This is a genomic window from Azotobacter salinestris (assembly GCF_009363155.1).
GTDB lineage: Bacteria > Pseudomonadota > Gammaproteobacteria > Pseudomonadales > Pseudomonadaceae > Azotobacter > Azotobacter salinestris.
Genome location: NZ_CP045302.1, coordinates 988,447 through 1,005,430 on the forward strand (window position 1 = coordinate 988,447; position 16,984 = coordinate 1,005,430).

Annotated in this window: 18 protein-coding genes and 1 pseudogene; 9 read left to right on the forward strand and 10 right to left on the reverse strand. The window is 62.1% G+C overall.

Features of this window, described 5'->3' with window-relative positions:
* The first annotated feature begins 185 nt into the window (after positions 1–185).
* Complete coding sequence (locus GCU53_RS04750; RefSeq protein WP_152386597.1) at positions 186–821, forward strand: toll/interleukin-1 receptor domain-containing protein; 636 nt, start codon at positions 186–188, stop codon at positions 819–821.
* Between the two features lie 137 nt (positions 822–958).
* Here GCU53_RS04750 and GCU53_RS04755 read toward each other — a convergent pair whose 3' ends face one another.
* Positions 959–1,939 carry an IS5 family transposase gene (locus GCU53_RS04755; RefSeq protein WP_152385958.1) on the reverse strand — a complete coding sequence of 327 codons (981 nt, stop codon included), beginning with the start codon at positions 1,937–1,939 and terminating at the stop codon, positions 959–961.
* A 521-nt stretch (positions 1,940–2,460) separates the two neighbouring features.
* Between GCU53_RS04755 and GCU53_RS26655 the strand changes: the two are divergent.
* A pseudogene (locus tag GCU53_RS26655) lies at positions 2,461–2,535 on the forward strand (REP-associated tyrosine transposase); the annotation flags it as partial.
* Positions 2,536–2,741: 206 nt separating this feature from the next.
* Positions 2,742–3,275: an REP-associated tyrosine transposase gene (locus GCU53_RS04760; protein ID WP_152386598.1), complete on the forward strand. Its 534-nt coding sequence runs from the start codon at positions 2,742–2,744 to the stop codon at positions 3,273–3,275.
* A gap of 107 nt (positions 3,276–3,382) precedes the next feature.
* On the opposite strand, the gene GCU53_RS04765 is transcribed toward GCU53_RS04760, so the two are convergent.
* The 3 genes from GCU53_RS04765 to GCU53_RS04775 form a co-directional block, all read right to left on the reverse strand.
* Positions 3,383–4,126 carry a class I SAM-dependent DNA methyltransferase gene (locus tag GCU53_RS04765; RefSeq protein WP_208845492.1) on the reverse strand — a complete coding sequence of 248 codons (744 nt, stop codon included), beginning with the start codon at positions 4,124–4,126 and terminating at the stop codon, positions 3,383–3,385.
* A 260-nt stretch (positions 4,127–4,386) separates the two neighbouring features.
* Positions 4,387–4,635 (reverse strand): FmdB family zinc ribbon protein, encoded by a 249-nt coding sequence (locus tag GCU53_RS04770; protein ID WP_152386600.1) that lies wholly within the window; start codon positions 4,633–4,635, stop codon positions 4,387–4,389.
* A gap of 573 nt (positions 4,636–5,208) precedes the next feature.
* Complete coding sequence (locus GCU53_RS04775) at positions 5,209–5,433, reverse strand: hypothetical protein (RefSeq protein WP_152386601.1); 225 nt, start codon at positions 5,431–5,433, stop codon at positions 5,209–5,211.
* Positions 5,434–5,856: 423 nt separating this feature from the next.
* On the opposite strand from GCU53_RS04775, the gene GCU53_RS04785 reads away from it, so the two are divergent.
* Entirely contained in the window at positions 5,857–6,894 is a 1,038-nt protein-coding gene (locus tag GCU53_RS04785) for an IS630 family transposase (protein ID WP_152386602.1), read from the forward strand.
* 139 nt (positions 6,895–7,033) lie between these two features.
* On the opposite strand, the gene GCU53_RS04790 is transcribed toward GCU53_RS04785, so the two are convergent.
* From GCU53_RS04790 to GCU53_RS04800, 3 genes are all read right to left on the reverse strand, one after another.
* Positions 7,034–7,243 carry a hypothetical protein gene (locus tag GCU53_RS04790; protein ID WP_152386603.1) on the reverse strand — a complete coding sequence of 70 codons (210 nt, stop codon included), beginning with the start codon at positions 7,241–7,243 and terminating at the stop codon, positions 7,034–7,036.
* 166 nt (positions 7,244–7,409) lie between these two features.
* Positions 7,410–7,751: a hypothetical protein gene (locus tag GCU53_RS04795; protein ID WP_152386604.1), complete on the reverse strand. Its 342-nt coding sequence runs from the start codon at positions 7,749–7,751 to the stop codon at positions 7,410–7,412.
* A gap of 154 nt (positions 7,752–7,905) precedes the next feature.
* Positions 7,906–8,757, reverse strand: coding sequence for a CAP domain-containing protein (locus tag GCU53_RS04800; protein ID WP_152386605.1), 852 nt, complete (start codon positions 8,755–8,757; stop codon positions 7,906–7,908).
* A gap of 340 nt (positions 8,758–9,097) precedes the next feature.
* Here GCU53_RS04800 and GCU53_RS04805 point away from each other — a divergent pair, with 340 nt between their 5' ends.
* Positions 9,098–9,841 carry a hypothetical protein gene (locus GCU53_RS04805; protein WP_152386606.1) on the forward strand — a complete coding sequence of 248 codons (744 nt, stop codon included), beginning with the start codon at positions 9,098–9,100 and terminating at the stop codon, positions 9,839–9,841.
* Positions 9,842–9,986: 145 nt separating this feature from the next.
* Here the strand turns inward: GCU53_RS04805 and GCU53_RS04810 are convergent, their stop codons facing one another.
* Complete coding sequence (locus GCU53_RS04810) at positions 9,987–10,397, reverse strand: HPF/RaiA family ribosome-associated protein (protein WP_152386607.1); 411 nt, start codon at positions 10,395–10,397, stop codon at positions 9,987–9,989.
* A gap of 641 nt (positions 10,398–11,038) precedes the next feature.
* Between GCU53_RS04810 and GCU53_RS04815 the strand changes: the two genes are divergently transcribed.
* Positions 11,039–13,039: a peptidase U32 family protein gene (locus GCU53_RS04815; protein ID WP_152389788.1), complete on the forward strand. Its 2,001-nt coding sequence runs from the start codon at positions 11,039–11,041 to the stop codon at positions 13,037–13,039.
* A gap of 129 nt (positions 13,040–13,168) precedes the next feature.
* Here the strand turns inward: GCU53_RS04815 and GCU53_RS04820 are convergent, their stop codons facing one another.
* Positions 13,169–13,741 carry a histidine phosphatase family protein gene (locus GCU53_RS04820; protein WP_152386608.1) on the reverse strand — a complete coding sequence of 191 codons (573 nt, stop codon included), beginning with the start codon at positions 13,739–13,741 and terminating at the stop codon, positions 13,169–13,171.
* Between the two features lie 522 nt (positions 13,742–14,263).
* Here GCU53_RS04820 and GCU53_RS04825 point away from each other — a divergent pair.
* From GCU53_RS04825 to GCU53_RS04830, 3 genes are all read left to right on the forward strand, one after another.
* Entirely contained in the window at positions 14,264–14,593 is a 330-nt protein-coding gene (locus tag GCU53_RS04825) for a hypothetical protein (protein ID WP_244307051.1), read from the forward strand.
* Between the two features lie 276 nt (positions 14,594–14,869).
* Entirely contained in the window at positions 14,870–15,001 is a 132-nt protein-coding gene (locus GCU53_RS26475) for a hypothetical protein (RefSeq protein ID WP_280115867.1), read from the forward strand.
* 116 nt (positions 15,002–15,117) lie between these two features.
* On the forward strand, positions 15,118–15,399 hold the full coding sequence (locus GCU53_RS04830; RefSeq protein WP_152386610.1) for a peptidylprolyl isomerase: 282 nt from the start codon (positions 15,118–15,120) through the stop codon (positions 15,397–15,399).
* Between the two features lie 183 nt (positions 15,400–15,582).
* Here GCU53_RS04830 and GCU53_RS04835 read toward each other — a convergent pair whose 3' ends face one another.
* Positions 15,583–16,824, reverse strand: a complete 1,242-nt coding sequence (locus GCU53_RS04835) for an acyltransferase family protein (protein WP_244307053.1) — start codon at positions 16,822–16,824, stop codon at positions 15,583–15,585.
* Positions 16,825–16,984: the final 160 nt, after the last annotated feature.

Genomic DNA, 16,984 nt, shown 5'->3' on the forward strand with positions numbered 1-16,984 from the left:
ATCTGGTGTCGAATAGTATTAATCCGGCAATACGAAAGCACAAATAAGGCTCATACCAGTATCGGCATATATCCTTGATTTTCAAGGAGAAACCAAAATACAGAAAGTGCCCTATTGTATTGCCGGATTAATAGTTAGGCCACAAGTTTCGCCGCCTATCACCATGTTCAATTTTTGAGGACCTCATGACAATTCCAAAGGTTTTCATCTCTTATTCACATGATTCACAGGATCATAAGAAGTGGGTCATGGATCTGGCTGTTCGACTACGAAACTCAGGGGTCGATGCAATTCTGGATCAATGGGAGCTTCAACCTGGAGATGACATTCCTCACTTCATGGAGCGCCACGTGGCGTCCTCGGATCGAGTGGTCATGGTATGTACTGAAAAGTACGTTGAGAAGGCAAACGCGGGAAGGGGAGGTGTTGGCTACGAGAAAATGATTGTGACCTCCGATCTCATGAAGTCGATCGACTCCAACAAGGTGGTCCCAATCATCCGCCAAGCTGGAACGCATCATGTACCAACGTTTTTGAAGAGCAAGCTCTTTGTCGACTTCTCTCAGAATGCAGATATTGAGTTCTCCTTTGACGAACTCGTTAGAACACTTGTGGGAGCACCACTCTTCCAAAAGCCACCGATTGGGAACAACCCATTCAAGCCGGTCTCCGAGACGCCTGTAGAGAGGACCGCCGACGCCGTAATGGAACTCATGCGATTCGTCGTGGGACGATTTGAGAGGAGCGTCCTGGATTGGGTCCTGTACTCCGAAGTCGTTGCCGGAATGCGCGTGTCTCGGATTCTTCTAGGGATGGTCTGAAGTAGTCATGTATTTCTGGCTGACTTCAGCCCCCCGCCGACTTTGAAAGCGGAGAATCGATCAAAAACGATCAGATCACCCGCTCGTTTCTGCGTTTTTTAGCTGCCGCGAGCACGTCGCAGCAACCGTTTCCCGCATTACAGGCGCACCTCTCCTGCATTCGCCAGTAAATATCGGCGCGCCATCCACAGATTCGACAAGGCGAACAGCGTCACCAACTGTGACGTGTTTTTGGCCAATCCCCGGAAGCGCACCTTGGTGTAGCCAAACTGGCGCTTGATCACGCGGAACGGATGTTCGACCTTGGCTCGTACCTGGGCCTTGGCCTTCTCGATCTTGCGGATCGCTTTGTATAAGGCGCTACGCTTGCCATGCTTCTTGTAGGTACTGCGCCGGGCCGCGACCTGCCAGATGACCTGCCGACCTTCATGCTCGGGGCGCTTCTCTACGCCGGTATAGCCCGCATCGGCACTCACTACGTTTTCCTCGCCATGCAGCAGTTGGTCGACTTGGGTGACATCTGCCACGTTGGCTGCCGTGACCACCACGCTGTGCACCAGACCCGACTCAGCGTCGGCACCAATGTGAGCTTTTGCGCCGAAGTAGTACTGGTTGCCCTTCTTCGTCGAGTGCATTTCCGGGTCGCGCTTGCCGTCCTTGTTCTTCGTCGAGCTCGGCGCATGGATCAGGGTGGCGTCGACAATGGTGCCCTGGCGCAGCGACAGTCCGCGCTCGCCCAGATAGCCGTTGATCACCTCCAGTATTCCCCCGGCCAGTTCGTGCTTCTCCAGCAGGCGACGGAAGTTGAGGAGGGTCGTTTCGTCCGGGATGCGCTCCAGGCTCAGGCCGGCGAACTGGCGCAGGAGAGTGGTTTCGTACAGCGCTTCCTCCATCGCCGGATCGCTGTAGCCGAACCAGTTCTGCATCAGGTGCACGCGCAGCATGGCTGCCAGCGGGTAGGCGGGCCGACCGCCTTCGCCCTTGGGATAGTAGGGCTCGATCAGGGCGATCAGCCCCTGCCACGGCACCACCTGGTCCATCTCGAGCAGGAAGCGCTCGCGGCGGGTCTGCTTGCGCTTGCCGGCATACTCGGCATCGGCGAAGGACAGTTGCTTCATCGGGAAACTCGGACAAGGGAGCGGGTGTATTTCACCAGAATCGGGAAGTCTTTTTCAGGATTTCCCTAGACATGACGATTGGGCAGGCGGTAAAGCAAGGACTGATCGAGCTTGACGCCTCAGGCGACCTGTACTTGACCGCTGTAGGAAAGCACTATGCCGTTCAGCACAACCTCATTCGGAAGTAATGTGGCCTAACACCTCAATCCACCGGACCTCCGGCAAGCTGCGCTTGCCTACGTCCGGTGATTTACAACGTTTTGATCGTTCCCACCTCGCCTTGTGACGCAAAGCATCACCCTGCTCCCACGCAGCGAGTTGCCCGGACATCCCCGGTGGAAAATCGCTTCGCGAGTTTTCCACCCTACGCGGAGTTGCGGCCACGTAGGGTGGACAACGGCGCAGCCTTGTCCACCAATCAGGCAGGCAGCGGCCCACAAGATCAGTTCTGTAAGGTGGACAACGCTTCGCTTGTCCACCGACCATGGTCATGACAGGCACGAGGCTCAGGGAGGCAGCCCATGTCCAACTACCGCCGCGCCCGCGTGCCGGGGGCGGCCTACTTTTTCACGGTGAACCTGCGCGATCGGCGCAGCAAGTAGCCCGGGTATCCCCAGTGGAAAATCGCTTCGCGAGTTTTCCACCCTACGCGGAGTTGCGGCCACGTAGGGTGGACAACGGCGCAGCCTTGTCCACCAATCAGGCAGGCAGCGGCCTACAAGATCAGTTCCGTAGGGTGGACAACGCTCCGCTTGTCCACCGAGCATGGCCATGGCAGGCACGAGGCTCAGGGAGGCAGCCCATGTCCAACTACCGCCGCGCCCGCGTGCCGGGGGCGAGCTACTTTTTCACGGTGAACCTGCGCGATCGGCGCAGCGACCTGCTGGTGCGGGAGGTGGACCTGCTGCGCGCCACGGTACGGGCGACCAAGGCGCGTCATCCCTTCCACATCGATGCCTGGGTGGTGCTGCCGGAACACATGCACTGCATGTGGACGCTACCGCCGGGCGACAGCGACTTCGCCCTGCGCTGGAAGGTCATCAAATTCGCCTTCTCCAGACGCCTGCCGGATGACGAGACGCACACGGCCGCACAGGCCGCCCGTGGCGAGCGCGGCATCTGGCAACGACGCTACTGGGAGCATTTGATCCGCGATGATCGGGACTACCAGCGCCACCTCGACTACCTGCACTACAACCCGGTGAAACACGGGCATGTCGCACGGGTGGCGGACTGGCCGTGGTCGAGCTTCCACCGTGCGGTGCGCGAGGGGATCTATGCGCCGGATTGGGCGGGCGATGGAAGCGACGGTCGGGCAGGAAGTTGGGGCGAGTGAGGCGGGAGTCGGCGCGGTCGTGGTGGAAAATCGCTGCGCGAGTTTTCCACCCTACACAAGACGATGCTCCGGGCGGCGGCGAGAAGTGCCCCCTGGCCTGGAACAACTCAGCGCTTCACACAGGCAAAAAGGGCATTCCCCGAGGTTCCGCTCCAGGGAATGAGCTTTTCGTAATCATGCTCGAACACATGGACCTCGAAGTACGGTTGCAGCAGCATCTGCAACTCGTCGAAACTCACCGCGACCATGGGGTGTTCGTCGTGCCACACCTGGGTTTCGCCCGCCACGCTGCGTTCGATACGCAGTTTGAGCGACTGCCGCTCGCCCTGGCCGGGGTAGTTCCAGCCGGAACTGAAGCGGAACAGGCCGTCAGCGTGCCGTACGCTGTGCGTCACGAATGAAGCGTTGTCGATTTGGTGCTTGTCGACCGCGTTGAAGCAGAAGAGCCCGTTGGCGGCCAGTGCGCGGTGCGCGCTGGCGATGCATGCCTTCAGCCTGTCGACTCCGCCGCTGTAATGGATGGAATACAGAAAGCAGGTGATCAGGTCCTGCGGTTCGTCCACCCTGAAGGCGCACATATCCTGGCGGGAGAATTGCGCCTCCGGACAACGCATGACGGCGCGGTCCAGCATCGGCTGATTGATGTCGAGGCCACTGCCCGAATAGCCGGCATCGATGAAATGGCGGACATGCGGCCCGGTTCCACAGGCCAGATCGAGATGCCGGCGCCCGCCATTGCCGAACAGTTGCTGCAGCCGGTGAACGCAGTGGCTTTGCGCCTGGTAGTCGATATCGGCGCACATCAGGTCGTAATAACCGGACAAGTCGTTATAAAGGGCATTGCCGGACATGATGGCCTGATGTTCCAAGCGGAGCGTGGGGGCGCGCATCATAGCCCAACCCAGGCATGGGAGGCATGGCCACAGATGGTGAAAGCAGGGGACATCGTCATCCGCCCGCCATCCCAGGTGCTGCGACGCCGTGTAGACAATGGCGCAGCCTTGTCTACACGAAGGGGCTCACGACAACGCCCACCACAACGAGCAATCCGGAACGCTGCGGTGGAAGATCGCTGCGCAAGTCTTCCACCCTACGAGGTGCGGCTGTCCGTTCAGCGGCAGTTGCCGGCGCAGTTTCCCCGGGCGCAGGCCGGGGGTTCCGGGTTCTTCAGCACCCGGCTGTTGACCACGCCGGCTGCGCTCATCAGCTTGGTCACCGGCGCGTCGTCCGGGATCGACGGATCTTCCGCCAGCGTGCAGGCGGCGCGCAGTTCGCCCCAGGTTTTCGGGCTCAGGGCCATCGGATGCTGGACTTCATACACCTGACCGTTGGCTTCGCAACGGTAATCGTAGGTCGGCATGGGTATTTCTCTCGCGGTTGATGCGTGATCGGCAATCTGCGGCAGCCGGCGTGAATGGCAGGCGCGGCCGCCGTCATGCCCCTCCCGTGCTGGAGAGGGGCGGGACAGGTCAGGATTGTACGCCGCGCGGGGCGACGCGGCCCAGCGACCAGTCTGGCCCTCCCCTGCGGGAAAATCGCTGCGCCGGTTTCCTGCAGGGGAAATATTCGCTCCGCCACAACGGCAAGATCCGTCACACAGGCTTCAGCTCCAGCAACACGAACCCGCAAGCGATGCCGGCCATGGCGATCAGGTAACCGATCCGATAAGCATGATTCTTCTGTGCCTGGCGAACGGGGTCCAAGGGCTTCTTCTTTCTCACAAATCCACCTGCCTCTCGATAAAACCAGAACGATGCGCGGCAACCGGCGGCTCTCGCGAGCCGGCGGCCGCTTACGGCAGGCGGGCCCGCCCTGCGCGACGCGGTCCTTTGTAGGGCGGACGGGCCGGCTTGTCCAGCCCGGCGAATTGCATTCCCGCCCTCGCCCACACGGCATCCCCGGTGGAAAACCGCTGCGCGGCTTTCCCACCCTTTCACCCCTGCAACTCGGGATGATCCTGGCTTGCCCACACCAGGCCGAGCCGGCTGTGCCGGCGCACGCAGTACCTCGTGTACTGGCCTCCGCTGAGCGGCGCCCAGATCGGAGCCGTGACGACGACGAACGAATCCATCGGCCAGGTCCTCATGCCTCCGGCTTCCGGCCCGTCGATGATGGGCAAGGCGACATTCGGGTCACGCAGGGATTGTTCGATATTCATTTCAGGGGACCTCCCATCACTGGTTTTCCGTTTCTCGCCTCGCGATGGCGAAAGCAGTAGTGACTGAATACGAGCTATCGCGCCAACTTCGGCAAACCACTGAGGATTTGTCAAAGCTCCTCTCCCTGGCAGGCCATTACTCTGCCAGTGCATGCGATGATCGCCGCACCGATTCCGACCTCCGGGAAACATGCTTTCAATCCGATATCCGCAAGGATATGCCCAAGCATTCCTGCGACATTTCATATAACTTCGAGGAAACTCGACTTTCCCAACAGTCATATCGGTCTTGAAAGCATCTCTTACGCGGGAAGATACGAACTTCGAAGTGAAAAAAAGCAAATGAAAATGTGAAAAATAGATTCTTCGTCGGCCTCAACATCGATTATTAACGCGGCAATCAAATTCACGATATAAAGAGGCATGAAAAAGATCGATGCCCGAAAGCTCTCTCGAGAAACTCAGGACCAGATGCGGCGCCTGGCCATGAATCTGCGTGAGCAGCGCGAACTGACTTGGCAAGAGGTTGCCGACGCATTGGGCGTACATCTGAGTACCGTACTAGCCTGGTCCAAACGCTACAGCGAGCAAGGCAGCGAAGGTCTGAAATCCAGGACACGAGGTCGGCGCCAGGCAAGCGGACGGACCTTGACGCTCGCACAGGAGTGGCAGTTGCGCTCGATTCTGGTGGGCCAGACCCCGAACCAGTTGCAACTCGACTTTGCCCTGTGGAACCGCCGGGCCGTCATGCAGTTGATCAAGCACTTGTATGGCATCGAGATGCCGATCCGGACGGTGGGTCAGTACCTTCAGCGCTGGGGATATACCCCACAGCGGCCGACCCGGCAGGCGCTGGAACAGAACCCGGAGGCGGTCGAGCACTGGCTTGAAGAGACCTATCCGGCCATCGTGGCACGCGCCAAGGCCGAAAACGCGACGATCTACTGGGGCGATGAAACGGCCGTAGCTGAAGATGGGCATTGGATTCGAGGCTATGCGCCGGCAGGCGTCACGCCGGTGCTGGTGGCGCCGACTCGGCGTCATGGCCTGAGCATGGTCTCAGCGATCAGCAACCAGGGACTGGTACGGTTCGAGTTCCTGGAGGGGGCCATGAATACTGAGCGGATGATCGGTTTCATGTCGAGGCTGGTGGCGGACAGTGACAGGAAGATCTTTCTGATCCTGGACAACCTGCGTGTCCATCATGCGCGTCTGGTCAGGGAATGGCTCGAAGGGCACCAGGAAGAAATCGAAGCGTTCTACCTGCCACCCTATTCGCCTGAGTGTAATCCGGACGAGTATTTGAACCGCGACCTCAAGACACGCTTGCGCACCAGTGACCGGGCGCGAAACAAGTCGGAATTGCTGGAGAAGGCCGAGGCATTCATGAGCTGGTTGGCCAAAACCCCGGAGCGGGTAGTTGCCTATTTCCAGCATGCGTCGGTGCGTTATGCCACTTAGATTGGGTATTTGATTGCCGGGTTAATAAGGCAACGATCCCCCTGATCTGGACAAGGATTATGACCGCAACGAAGTCATCCGCCACGCCAAAACGCAAAACCCCGGCACAAGGCCGGGGCTCCGCACAGGTTCGCCTTTTCTAGGCGACGCCAATCTTCTTCGCGAACGCCTCGATATTCACATGGTGGTCGAGCACTTCGCCGGAAGCCATTTCGATCAGATACAGGTTTCCCAAACCCTCGTACCTATCGCTGTCGGGCTGGCAGCGCTTGATCTGCCGTTTCCCTTTCGCAGCCAGAAAATGATTGACCTTGGCCGACAATGCCAGACTTGCCCCTGCCGTGCTCATGCCTGTCCCCGGTAGCGGATCAACGTGGAGCCTCAGGATGGGCGAAAGCGTTACAGCAATAAAGCCATAAAAAACGCCCCAGCCCCATCGGGCGCCCCTTGCACTGGATACTCGGGGCACTCCGGATAGCGCCGGCTATCCCCACGCGTTCTCCGGGCCGGCGACGCTACATCAGTGAGTCGATCAGCAGCGCATTGCTGTAGATCAGACTGCCGTCGCTGGCCCGATGGCCGACCAGGTGAAACTGCCCGCGCTGGTCATCCGGCCGCAGGTAGACCCGCAAGTGGCAGTCGGACAGTGGACCGCATCCGGGCGGAGTGACCAGCTCCAGGGTCCTCCGGTCGACATCGACGAGCACCTCGGATTCGCCACTGTTCTGCAGACGCTCCTCGGCCTGCTCCAGCCTCACGCGGTCGTCGCCGCTGATATAGAAGTGGATCAACCCCTGGGGAACCGATTTCTCGGTAGGGCTGGTCTTGCACCAGCTCTCGATCTCGAAGCTGCTCATCGCGCGTTCTCCCGAGCCGACTAGAAAGACAGGCCCCATGCCCACCCTTCAGCATAGCCAAGTGGGCATCATCCTCGCGCCCGCTCGCCCACCTTGTCCTCGGCCGCCATGCCGCGGCATCCGGACCTCCACTGGCTGTCGCACCCCCGAGCGCTCAGGGCGCCCCGAACAGCGCCGTCCAATAGATGCCCGCATCGCTCTTCGGATCGGCCGCGTAGGCGGCGCCCAGCTCGCTGAACTGCGGGTTCATCAGGTTGGCGCAGTGACCGGGACTGGCCAGCCAGCCGTCGACCACCTTGCTCGCGCTGTCCAGCGCGGCGGCGATGTTCTCGCCGACCAGAGTGCCGCTGTAGCCGGCCAGTTCCGCCCGGTCGCTCGGGGTGCGGCCGTCGCGGTCCTTGTGATCGAGGAAGTTGCCGTTGGCCATGGCCCGGCTGTGGCTTTCGGCCGCGGTCGCCAGCGTGGCATTCCAGGCCAGCGGCGCCGCCGCGGCGAAGGACTGCCGGCCGCACTGGCGAGGCTGCGCACGGGCTGCGTTGATCCGTTCGAGCACCTTCTGTCCTTCCGCCTGCCAGTCGCCCATGCGCCCGGCCAGCAGCGGCCGCGCCAGCACGATGCGCCAGTCGCGCCCCGCGTGGCTGACGCCGATATCGACGAATTGCGGGTTCAGCAGTACCTGGCAGAAGCTCTGCTGCAACACCGTCATGGCCGCCTGTGCATCGCGCGGCCCGGACAGGTTGATCGCCTGGGCGTTGACCAGCGGATAGGCGGCGAGGCTCAGGGCTTCCCGCAAATCCCCGACACTGCCGGCCGGCAGAACCAGCCGCGGATCGTCCGCCAGCGGCGGCAGCTCCCCGGACGCCTGGCCGGCACAGCTCTGCACCTGCGCCCGGTAGGCGTTGATCGACTCCACCAGCCGCGCCTCCTCGGCGGCCCCGGCAGCAGCGGCGAACAGCAAACCCAGCGACACGGCGGCAAGCCGCGCCACGAATGAAGCAATGCGCATGGAAACCTCCTCGATATGACGGCCTCCATGATGCGCGATTGCAGGCCTTTCGATCACGTTCGGGGTTTCGATCGCGCCTACGCAGAGCGAGCGATCGGGTTCGTAACGCCTTGCCATGCAGGCCTACAGCCAGTCATGGCGGCGACTCTATCCGTTCGGACTTTTCGTACGGAACCCAACTTGGCCGTTCGTAGAATTCCGTTGCTCATGGGCCACTTTGTGCTTTCGTTGATGTGTTGCAGAGAAAAAGCCCGTAGTAGCAAATGCATGACAGTGGAATATCAAGACTAGCCTGGCGAGGGCTCTACACCACTATCGAAACGGCACTGAGGAGACAGTCATGGAAAACATCAATCAATGCCTGAAGGGATTTCAGGAGCAACTGGAACACCTTCAGAACAATGCGGCGCTGAAAACTCTCCAGGAGCAGATGGAAAATTTTCAGAAGAATGGCGCACTGAAAGCGATCCAGGAGCAGATGGAGCACTTACAGAGCAATTCGATGCTGAAAACGCTCCAGGAGCAGATAGAGCAACTTCAGAACAATCAGGTGCTGAAGGGATTTCAGGAGCAGATGGAAAAATTCCAGTGCAATCCGCTGCTGAAGGAGTTTCAGGAGCAGATGAAGTGCTTTCAGAACGATCCGGAGCTGAAAGCGCTCCAGGAGCAGATGGAGCAACTTCGAAACAATCCGGTAATGAAGGGATATCAGGAGCAGATGGAGTACTTTCAGAACAATATGGAGCTGCAAGCGATCCGCGAAGAAATGGAGAAACTGCAAAACAACCCGGTGCTGAAAGCGCTCCAGGAGGAGATGGAACACCTGCAGAACAATCCGGCGCTGAAAGCGATCCAGGAAGAAATAGAGCAATTTCAGAATACTGAGGCACTGAAAGCGATTCAGGAGGAAATGGAGCACTTTCAGAACAACCCGGCGCTGAAAACGTTCCGGGAACAGATAGAGCATCTTCAGAACAACCCGGCGCTGAAAACGATTCAGGAGGAGATGGAACACTTTCAGAACCATCCGGCGCTGAGAGCGATTCAGGAGCAGATGGAGCAAATCCAGCAAAAACCGGCCTGAACCACAGGCGCAGCGCTAGCCCAGCGCTTGCGCAAAGGCACACCGCTGCCCCGCTCCCACGCAGCCTGGTGGGAGCAATCATTCAAGCGGGCAATAAAAAACCGCCGGCAGGTCCGGCCTGCCGGCGGTTTTTTCTGCTGTGGATTCAGGCGATGCGCAGTTGCTCCTCGGCGAGGAAGTCCTCCTCCAGCAGGCGGTCACGGCTGGCCACGCTGCCGGCGACGTCACGTCCGCTGGTGATGCGCTTGTTGCGCTGCTTGCCGAGCCGGTGGGCCAGGGCGTGGCCGAGTTTCTCCATCGCACCGTCCAGGGCGAATTCCAGGGACTCGGCGTTGTGACTCACCGACAGCGGCTGGTATCCCTTGGCGCGGGCCTCGATCTGGCAGCGCTTTTCGTTGGCGCCGGCCTTGTTGCCTTTCTCGTCGTTCAGGTGGACGACAACGCGGGTCAACTCCTCGTCGTAACGCTCGAATTTGCTGGCGACAGTGGCACGAACCCAGCCCGCCAGGCGGGCACTGCCTTCGATATGGTTATCGCTGTGAACCTGGAGTTGCATACGCCATTCCTTCTTCAGCCGATCAGCAAGGGTGCCGCGTAGTAGCATCGCGACGCCTCCAGACTACTCCGAACCGAGGCGCCTGGAAGCCCCTGCAGCAGGAAAAATATGCATTGCTGACTTCTGTCAGAAGTTCGTAACAATGGCGGCGATGAGGGATGGACATGGAGTCCGGGACAGGCCTAGGATCGATTTTTCAGTCGCTCCCGAACCCTCACCGCCCCCGTCGGCTACCTGTCCTGCCTTTACGCAGGCGCATGGAGTCGACCGGTGAAAGACGCCCCTGCCGAGGATCGTTCCCACGCAAAAGCATGGGAACGACCGGGCAGGCTATTTGCGATCCTTCTCCTTCCTCTCCCTCACGGTCGCGCGTCCGCCCATGCTGGGCTCGCCGGTCGTGGACGGCCAGTTCTTGGGCGGCAACCCTTCGCCACCGCCCTTCTCGTGGGTGGGCTCGCCCTTGTGTCCACCCTTGGATCCGCTGGTCTTCGGCATAACGATCACCTCGCTGGGTACTTCGCGGCATGCACCCTGTCAGTCTAGACGACGCATCGCCCGACTCCCGTTCGGGCGCGTGATGCGATCAGAAATCGCACAAGGCGGGTACAATGGCCGCCCTGTTTCACACCGGTTTCCACGCCATGTCATTACCTAAGCACCATCTGGAACTGCTGAGCCCGGCACGGGACGTGTCCATCGCCAGGGAGGCCATCCTGCATGGCGCCGATGCCGTGTATATCGGCGGCCCCAGCTTCGGTGCGCGGCACAATGCCGGCAACAGCGTGGCGGAGATCGCCGGGCTGGTGGAGTTCGCCCACCTGTTCCATGCCCGGGTGTTCGTCACCCTCAACACCATCCTGCACGACGACGAGCTGGAGCCGGCCCGCCAGCTGATCGGGCAGCTGTACGACGCCGGTATCGACGCGCTGATCGTGCAGGACATGGGCATCCTGGAGCTGGACATCCCGCCCATCGAGCTGCATGCCAGCACCCAGTGCGACATCCGCACCCCGGAAAAGGCCAGGTTCCTTTCGGATGCCGGCCTTACCCAGCTGGTGCTGGCCCGCGAGCTCAGCCTGCAGGAGGTCCGCGCCATCGGCGCGCAGGTGGACGCGACCATCGAGTACTTCATCCATGGCGCACTGTGCGTGGCCTTCTCCGGGCAGTGCTACATCTCTCATGCGCAGACCGGGCGCAGCGCCAACCGCGGCGACTGCTCGCAGGCCTGCCGGCTGCCCTACACCCTGCAGGACGACCAGGGCCGCGTGGTGGCCTACGACAAGCACCTGCTGTCGATGAAGGACAACAACCAGAGCGCCAACCTGCGCGCCCTGATCGATGCCGGCGTGCGCTCCTTCAAGATCGAGGGCCGCTACAAGGACATGGGCTATGTGAAGAACATCACCGCCTACTACCGCCAGCGGCTCGACGAGATCCTGAACGAGCGCCCCGAGCTGGCGCGGGCCTCCAGCGGCCGGACCGAGCACTTCTTCGTGCCGGACCCGGACAAGACCTTCCACCGCGGCAGCACGGACTACTTCGCCAACGAGCGCCAGATCGACATCGGCGCCTTCGACTCGCCGACCTTCACCGGCCTGCCGGTGGGCGAGATCCTCAAGGTCGGCAAGAAGGACCTGATCGCCAGGACCCATGAGCCGCTGTCCAACGGCGACGGCCTGAACGTGCTGGTCAAGCGCGAGGGGGTGGGTTTCCGCGCCAGCGTCGTCGAAGAACTCGAGCGGTTCGAGCAGGACGGCAAGCCCCGCTGGCAGTACCGCATCGAGCTCAACGAGATGCCGCCGGCGCTGAGGCAGCTGCGTCCGCAGCATGCGCTGAACCGCAACCTGGATCACAACTGGCAGCAGGCGCTGCTGAAGACCTCCGCCGAGCGCCGCGTGGCGGTCCGCTGGTACGTCCAGCTGAGCGAAGAACGACTCGTCCTGACGGTGACCAGCGAGGAAGGCATCGGCGCCTCGGCGAGCCTGGCGGGGCCCTTCGGTCTGGCGAAGAGGCCGGAGCAGGCGCTCGAGCAACTGCGCGACCTGCTCGGCCAGCTGGGCACGACCCTCTACCATGCCGAGGGCGTGGAGATCGACGCGCCGCAGGCCTTCTTCGTCCCCAACTCCCAGCTCAAGGCCCTGCGCCGCGAGGCCATCGACGCGCTGAGCGCCGCGCGCCTGGCCGCCCACCCGCGCGGCGGCCGCAAGCCGGTCAGCGTGCCGCCGCCGGTGTATCCGGAATCGCACCTGACCTTCTTGGCCAACGTGTACAACGAGAAGGCCCGGGCCTTCTATCACCGCTACGGTGTGCAGCTGATCGACGCGGCCTACGAGGCCCACGAGGAAACCGGCGAGGTGCCGGTGATGATCACCAAGCACTGCCTGCGCTTCTCCTTCAACCTGTGCCCGAAACAGGCCAAGGGCGTTACCGGCGTGCGCACCAAGGTCGCGCCGATGCAACTGGTGCACCAGGACGAGGTGCTGACCCTGACCTTCGACTGCAAGGCCTGCGAGATGCACGTGATGGGCAGGATCAAGGGCCACATCCTCGACCTGCCCCAGCCCGGCAGCACGGCCAGCGTGGTCGGCCAGATCAGCCCCGAGGATCTGCTCAAGACCATCAGGAACAGGCCGCAGCGCTGAGCCCGGCTGCTCTTCTGCCTTGATCGTTCCCACGCTCCCGCGTGGGAACGCCACTCCGGACGCTTCGGTCTCCATGTACACGCCGAAGAACCGCCGCGCGGGTTTTCCAGCCCTCGGCGCCACCGCTGCCTACCGATCAGGCAGCGCTTTCCGATAAACGCTGGCATGCCAGTAGCCCTTCATCAGCAGATGCCGCGGCCCTGCCCAGCCGCGCCTGCGCAGTTGCCGCGCGATGAGGATGTTCATGATGCCGTGGCCCATCAGCAGCACGCTGCCGTGCGTCTCGGCCAGCTGGACGAGCCGCTCCGCCGCCGCGCCGGCCCGTCTGTTCGACTCACGGATCGGCTCGGTGTGCCGGGCGAAACCGCAGAACCAGGCGCTGCGAAACAGCAGTCGCCAGAAGCCGGCCGGCAGCTTCGGGAAGGGCCAGTCCAAGTAGGGCAGATGGGCTTCGGCGAACAGCGGATCGGGCTGCCGGCAGCTGTCCACACCCAGGCAGGCTCTCGATTGCACGCAGCGCGCGATGGAGCTGCAGACCACCGCCCCCGCCGCACGGGCGAGCGTGACGAGCCCGTCGGGCATCTCATGGACGGCCACGTCGGCCTCGTTGTAGCGCGCGAGCCAGTCCTTCATCTGCGCCGGACTGCACCAGCACGCAGCGCCATGATCGGGCCTGCCATGGCGCACCAGAATGATCTGCATGGACAACCCCCTGTAGTGGACTAAAAAAAACACTACAAAACCATTGACACAACCGTGTCTGCCCTTGGATGATGGAACTGCTTCCCTAAGAGGGAGCCCTGGTAAGGGTGTTCGCGGTTTGCTCGACCCACTCGTCGAGCCACTTCGCGGCTGTACTGCCCACAAGGCGGACTGATGAAGTTGACTGGCAGTAATCGCATCTGGCGGCGAGAAGTGCTGGCGAAACATTCGGATGATGCTTGTGGCGGGCCGTACTACCCCTCCGGCCCCGCTACCGGACACCATCGATGCTCGCCTCCTTCCTCCTCCTCGCGATCTTCCGTCCCGGCTTCTCCAGGCTTGCTTTGTGTAGTTAGCTCAGATCAGCGCTACATAAGGCTCATGTTGTGATCTGAACCCAGCTGCACGGCATGCAGGCCGCCGTCCGATCCGTAGATTCACGGACGGCGGGCCTGAATCCGAAGACAGCACACGTTTTTTCGCAAAACGTTCGATCAATGGATGACCATGAGGACCTTGCACATGAACCTGAACGATGCACTCTCCCCCGAAGACCTGGCTCAACTGTTCGCCCAGCGCAGGGACAAGAGCGAAAGCCATATCCTCTGGGTCTGCGAAGAGGGTGAAGTCCATCTCGATCGCCTTCCGGCCGGCATGGAGGAAGAGGAGTTCGAAAAACGTACTCCCGCCATGCGTGTCAGGCTCAGAGCCTATCACCGTGGAAAAGGCTACGTCGGGAAGAAGGCCGCGGCCGACCGGGAATTCATCGGGCGCGTTCACCAGACCCTGACCGAGCACTGGCGCGTCGCCCGGAGCAAGCCCGGCGTTCACTACCTGGACAGGTACTGCTGATCGGCTGACCATTCCACCACTGACCCTGCCTACCCGGTTCGCCGGCGATCCCCAGCGAACCGAGTAGGCATCTCCGTTCCCACGCACCCGCGTGAGAACACCGCCCCGCTCCGGCGCTCCCCGCAAAAACGCCCATCCGTCGACGCCCCACCGCCGTCCCGCTCCGGTACTAGACTGAAAGCGACCCCACAACCGAGGCCCAACGCCAGGGAGGTGATGGTGCACGCCCCGCGCACTCCCCTTTGATCCACTCCCCTTTCCCTGGAGATCGCCGTCATGAGCAAAAAACACGAGTCGCACAAGGAAGCCAAGAAGAAACCGCTGAAGAGCGCCCAGGAAAAACGTCAGGCCAAGCGCCTCAAGAAGTCCGAGCACACCCTGCTGGGCAGCCACAGCGCCACATCCTGAACACCACCCCGGCCCGGCCGCCACGCGCCGGGCCTGCCCATCGCCCCGTACCCGCCAGCTTGCACGGCCTGCGCATTAGGGTAGGCTGGGCGTCCTCATTGAACAGGAGTCTCCCCATGGCCCGTGCCACCGCCCGCCACATTCTGGTTCCCACCGAAGCCAAGTGCCTCGAACTGAAGGCCGCCATCGAAGCCGGCGCCGACTTCGCCCAGGTCGCCCGTGACAACTCCACCTGCCCCTCCGGCCGCGACGGCGGCGACCTCGGCTCCTTCGGCCGCGGCCAGATGGTGAAGGAGTTCGACGCCGTGGTGTTCAGCGCCCCGCTGAATGTCGTGCAGGGTCCGGTCAAGACCCAGTTCGGCTACCACCTGCTCGAAGTCACCAGCCGCCAGGACTGAACCGGCCGGCGCCATGCCGGGGCTGTCCGGCGTGGTCTCTCCAGGGCCGCCGCCCGCTCTCGCCCCCTCCAGCCCTCATGAGGCGTCCACGGGAACACGGACGAACGCCCATGCCCGGCTGTCTTTGCGAAGAACCAGCCCAGAAGCTCCCGCAAACCGGCCCCCGCCACCTGTCCGGCAGGATCAATTCTGCCTGCGATCGGAGGCCGTCGCAGGCCGGGCTGCAGGCTCCGCGAGGACCTGGTCGATACCGAGCAGTCTGCCGCCGTTCATCAGAGTGAAACAGCGCGGCGCCGTGCGTGTCAGCAGCAGAGCGGCGAGCAGCGCGACGGTCACGGTGACGAGGACACTGGCCAGGTAGTGCGCCAGCATCCAGCCGTCGGTCGGGGCCGGGATCAGGCGCCACAGCTGGATTTTTACCGCAGCGATGAGCGGAAAATGCGTGGCGTAGAGGAAGAAGGCCAGCCCTCCATAGCGCGCGACGGCGGCGCCCAGCGGAGTCGCCGCCAGATGCAGAACGATTCCCCAGCACGCCAGCACGCCGATCAGGCGCATGGCGCGGGTCGCCGTCGTCAGCCATTCGGGGCGTTGGTCGTCCCAGGCCAGGAACAGCGGTGCTGCGGCCCGCAGGGCGACGAGAGCGACATAGAGCGCCGCCAGCAGCAGTGCAGCGCGCTGCCCCATTTCCAGCGACACGCCGCGCACACGCAGCCAGCCGCCCAGGAAAAAGAAGAACACCACGTCGGAGCGGAAGAAGATCAGCAGGTCGTGGCCGGCCATCCACGCCAGCCCCAGTGTCGCCAGCCCCAGGTAGGGCGCATGGCGCAGCAGCAGCCACAGGACCGGACTGACCAGCACGGTGACGAACAGGTCGCGCACGAACCAGAACTGGAATCCCACCGGGTGGCGGGTGAGGCCGAAGACGGCGTTGAGATAGTCGAACCAGCCGGCGCGCGCGAAGCGGATATTGAGGTCGTCCAGGAGCGGGTCGTCCGAGCGCCAGATGAACAAGGCCAGCAGGAGCGCCAGGAACACGGCGTTCCAGAATACCAGCGGCAGGTACAGGGACAGCAGGCGCCGCCGGATACGCCGCGGCAGTTCGAAGCGGGCGGCATGCGGGCGCTCGGCGAAGGAGAAGAACAGCCAGCCGGAGATCAGGCTGAGCAGGGGAACCGCGCTGAAGAAGAAGAACAGGACGAAGCTGTTGACGAAGGTCGCCAGCGGATGATGCGCGACATCCATGCCTTCGAACGGCGAAACCTGTGCGTTCGGGAACTTCAGGTAATGCAGGAAGACCAGGCCGACGATCAGGGTGATGCGCGCAAACCCGATGGCCTGCGACAGGTCCCGATCAGTCAGCGGACGTGCGTCACGGCGTAGCCACCGCGTAAAACCATCGCCGAATTTCACTGCCTGGAGTTTCACTGGCGTGTCCTCCATGGTTCATGATCAAGGGCGCGTATTTACTTCGAGGATATGGCTCCGCTGGCCTTGAATGTGGGTCGTCGCCCGGCGGCACGAGCCGCCGGCCTTCCCAAGGGACTCCGGGCGCTCCCCCAAGGTCCGGCCAGGCGACGGCCTGCAC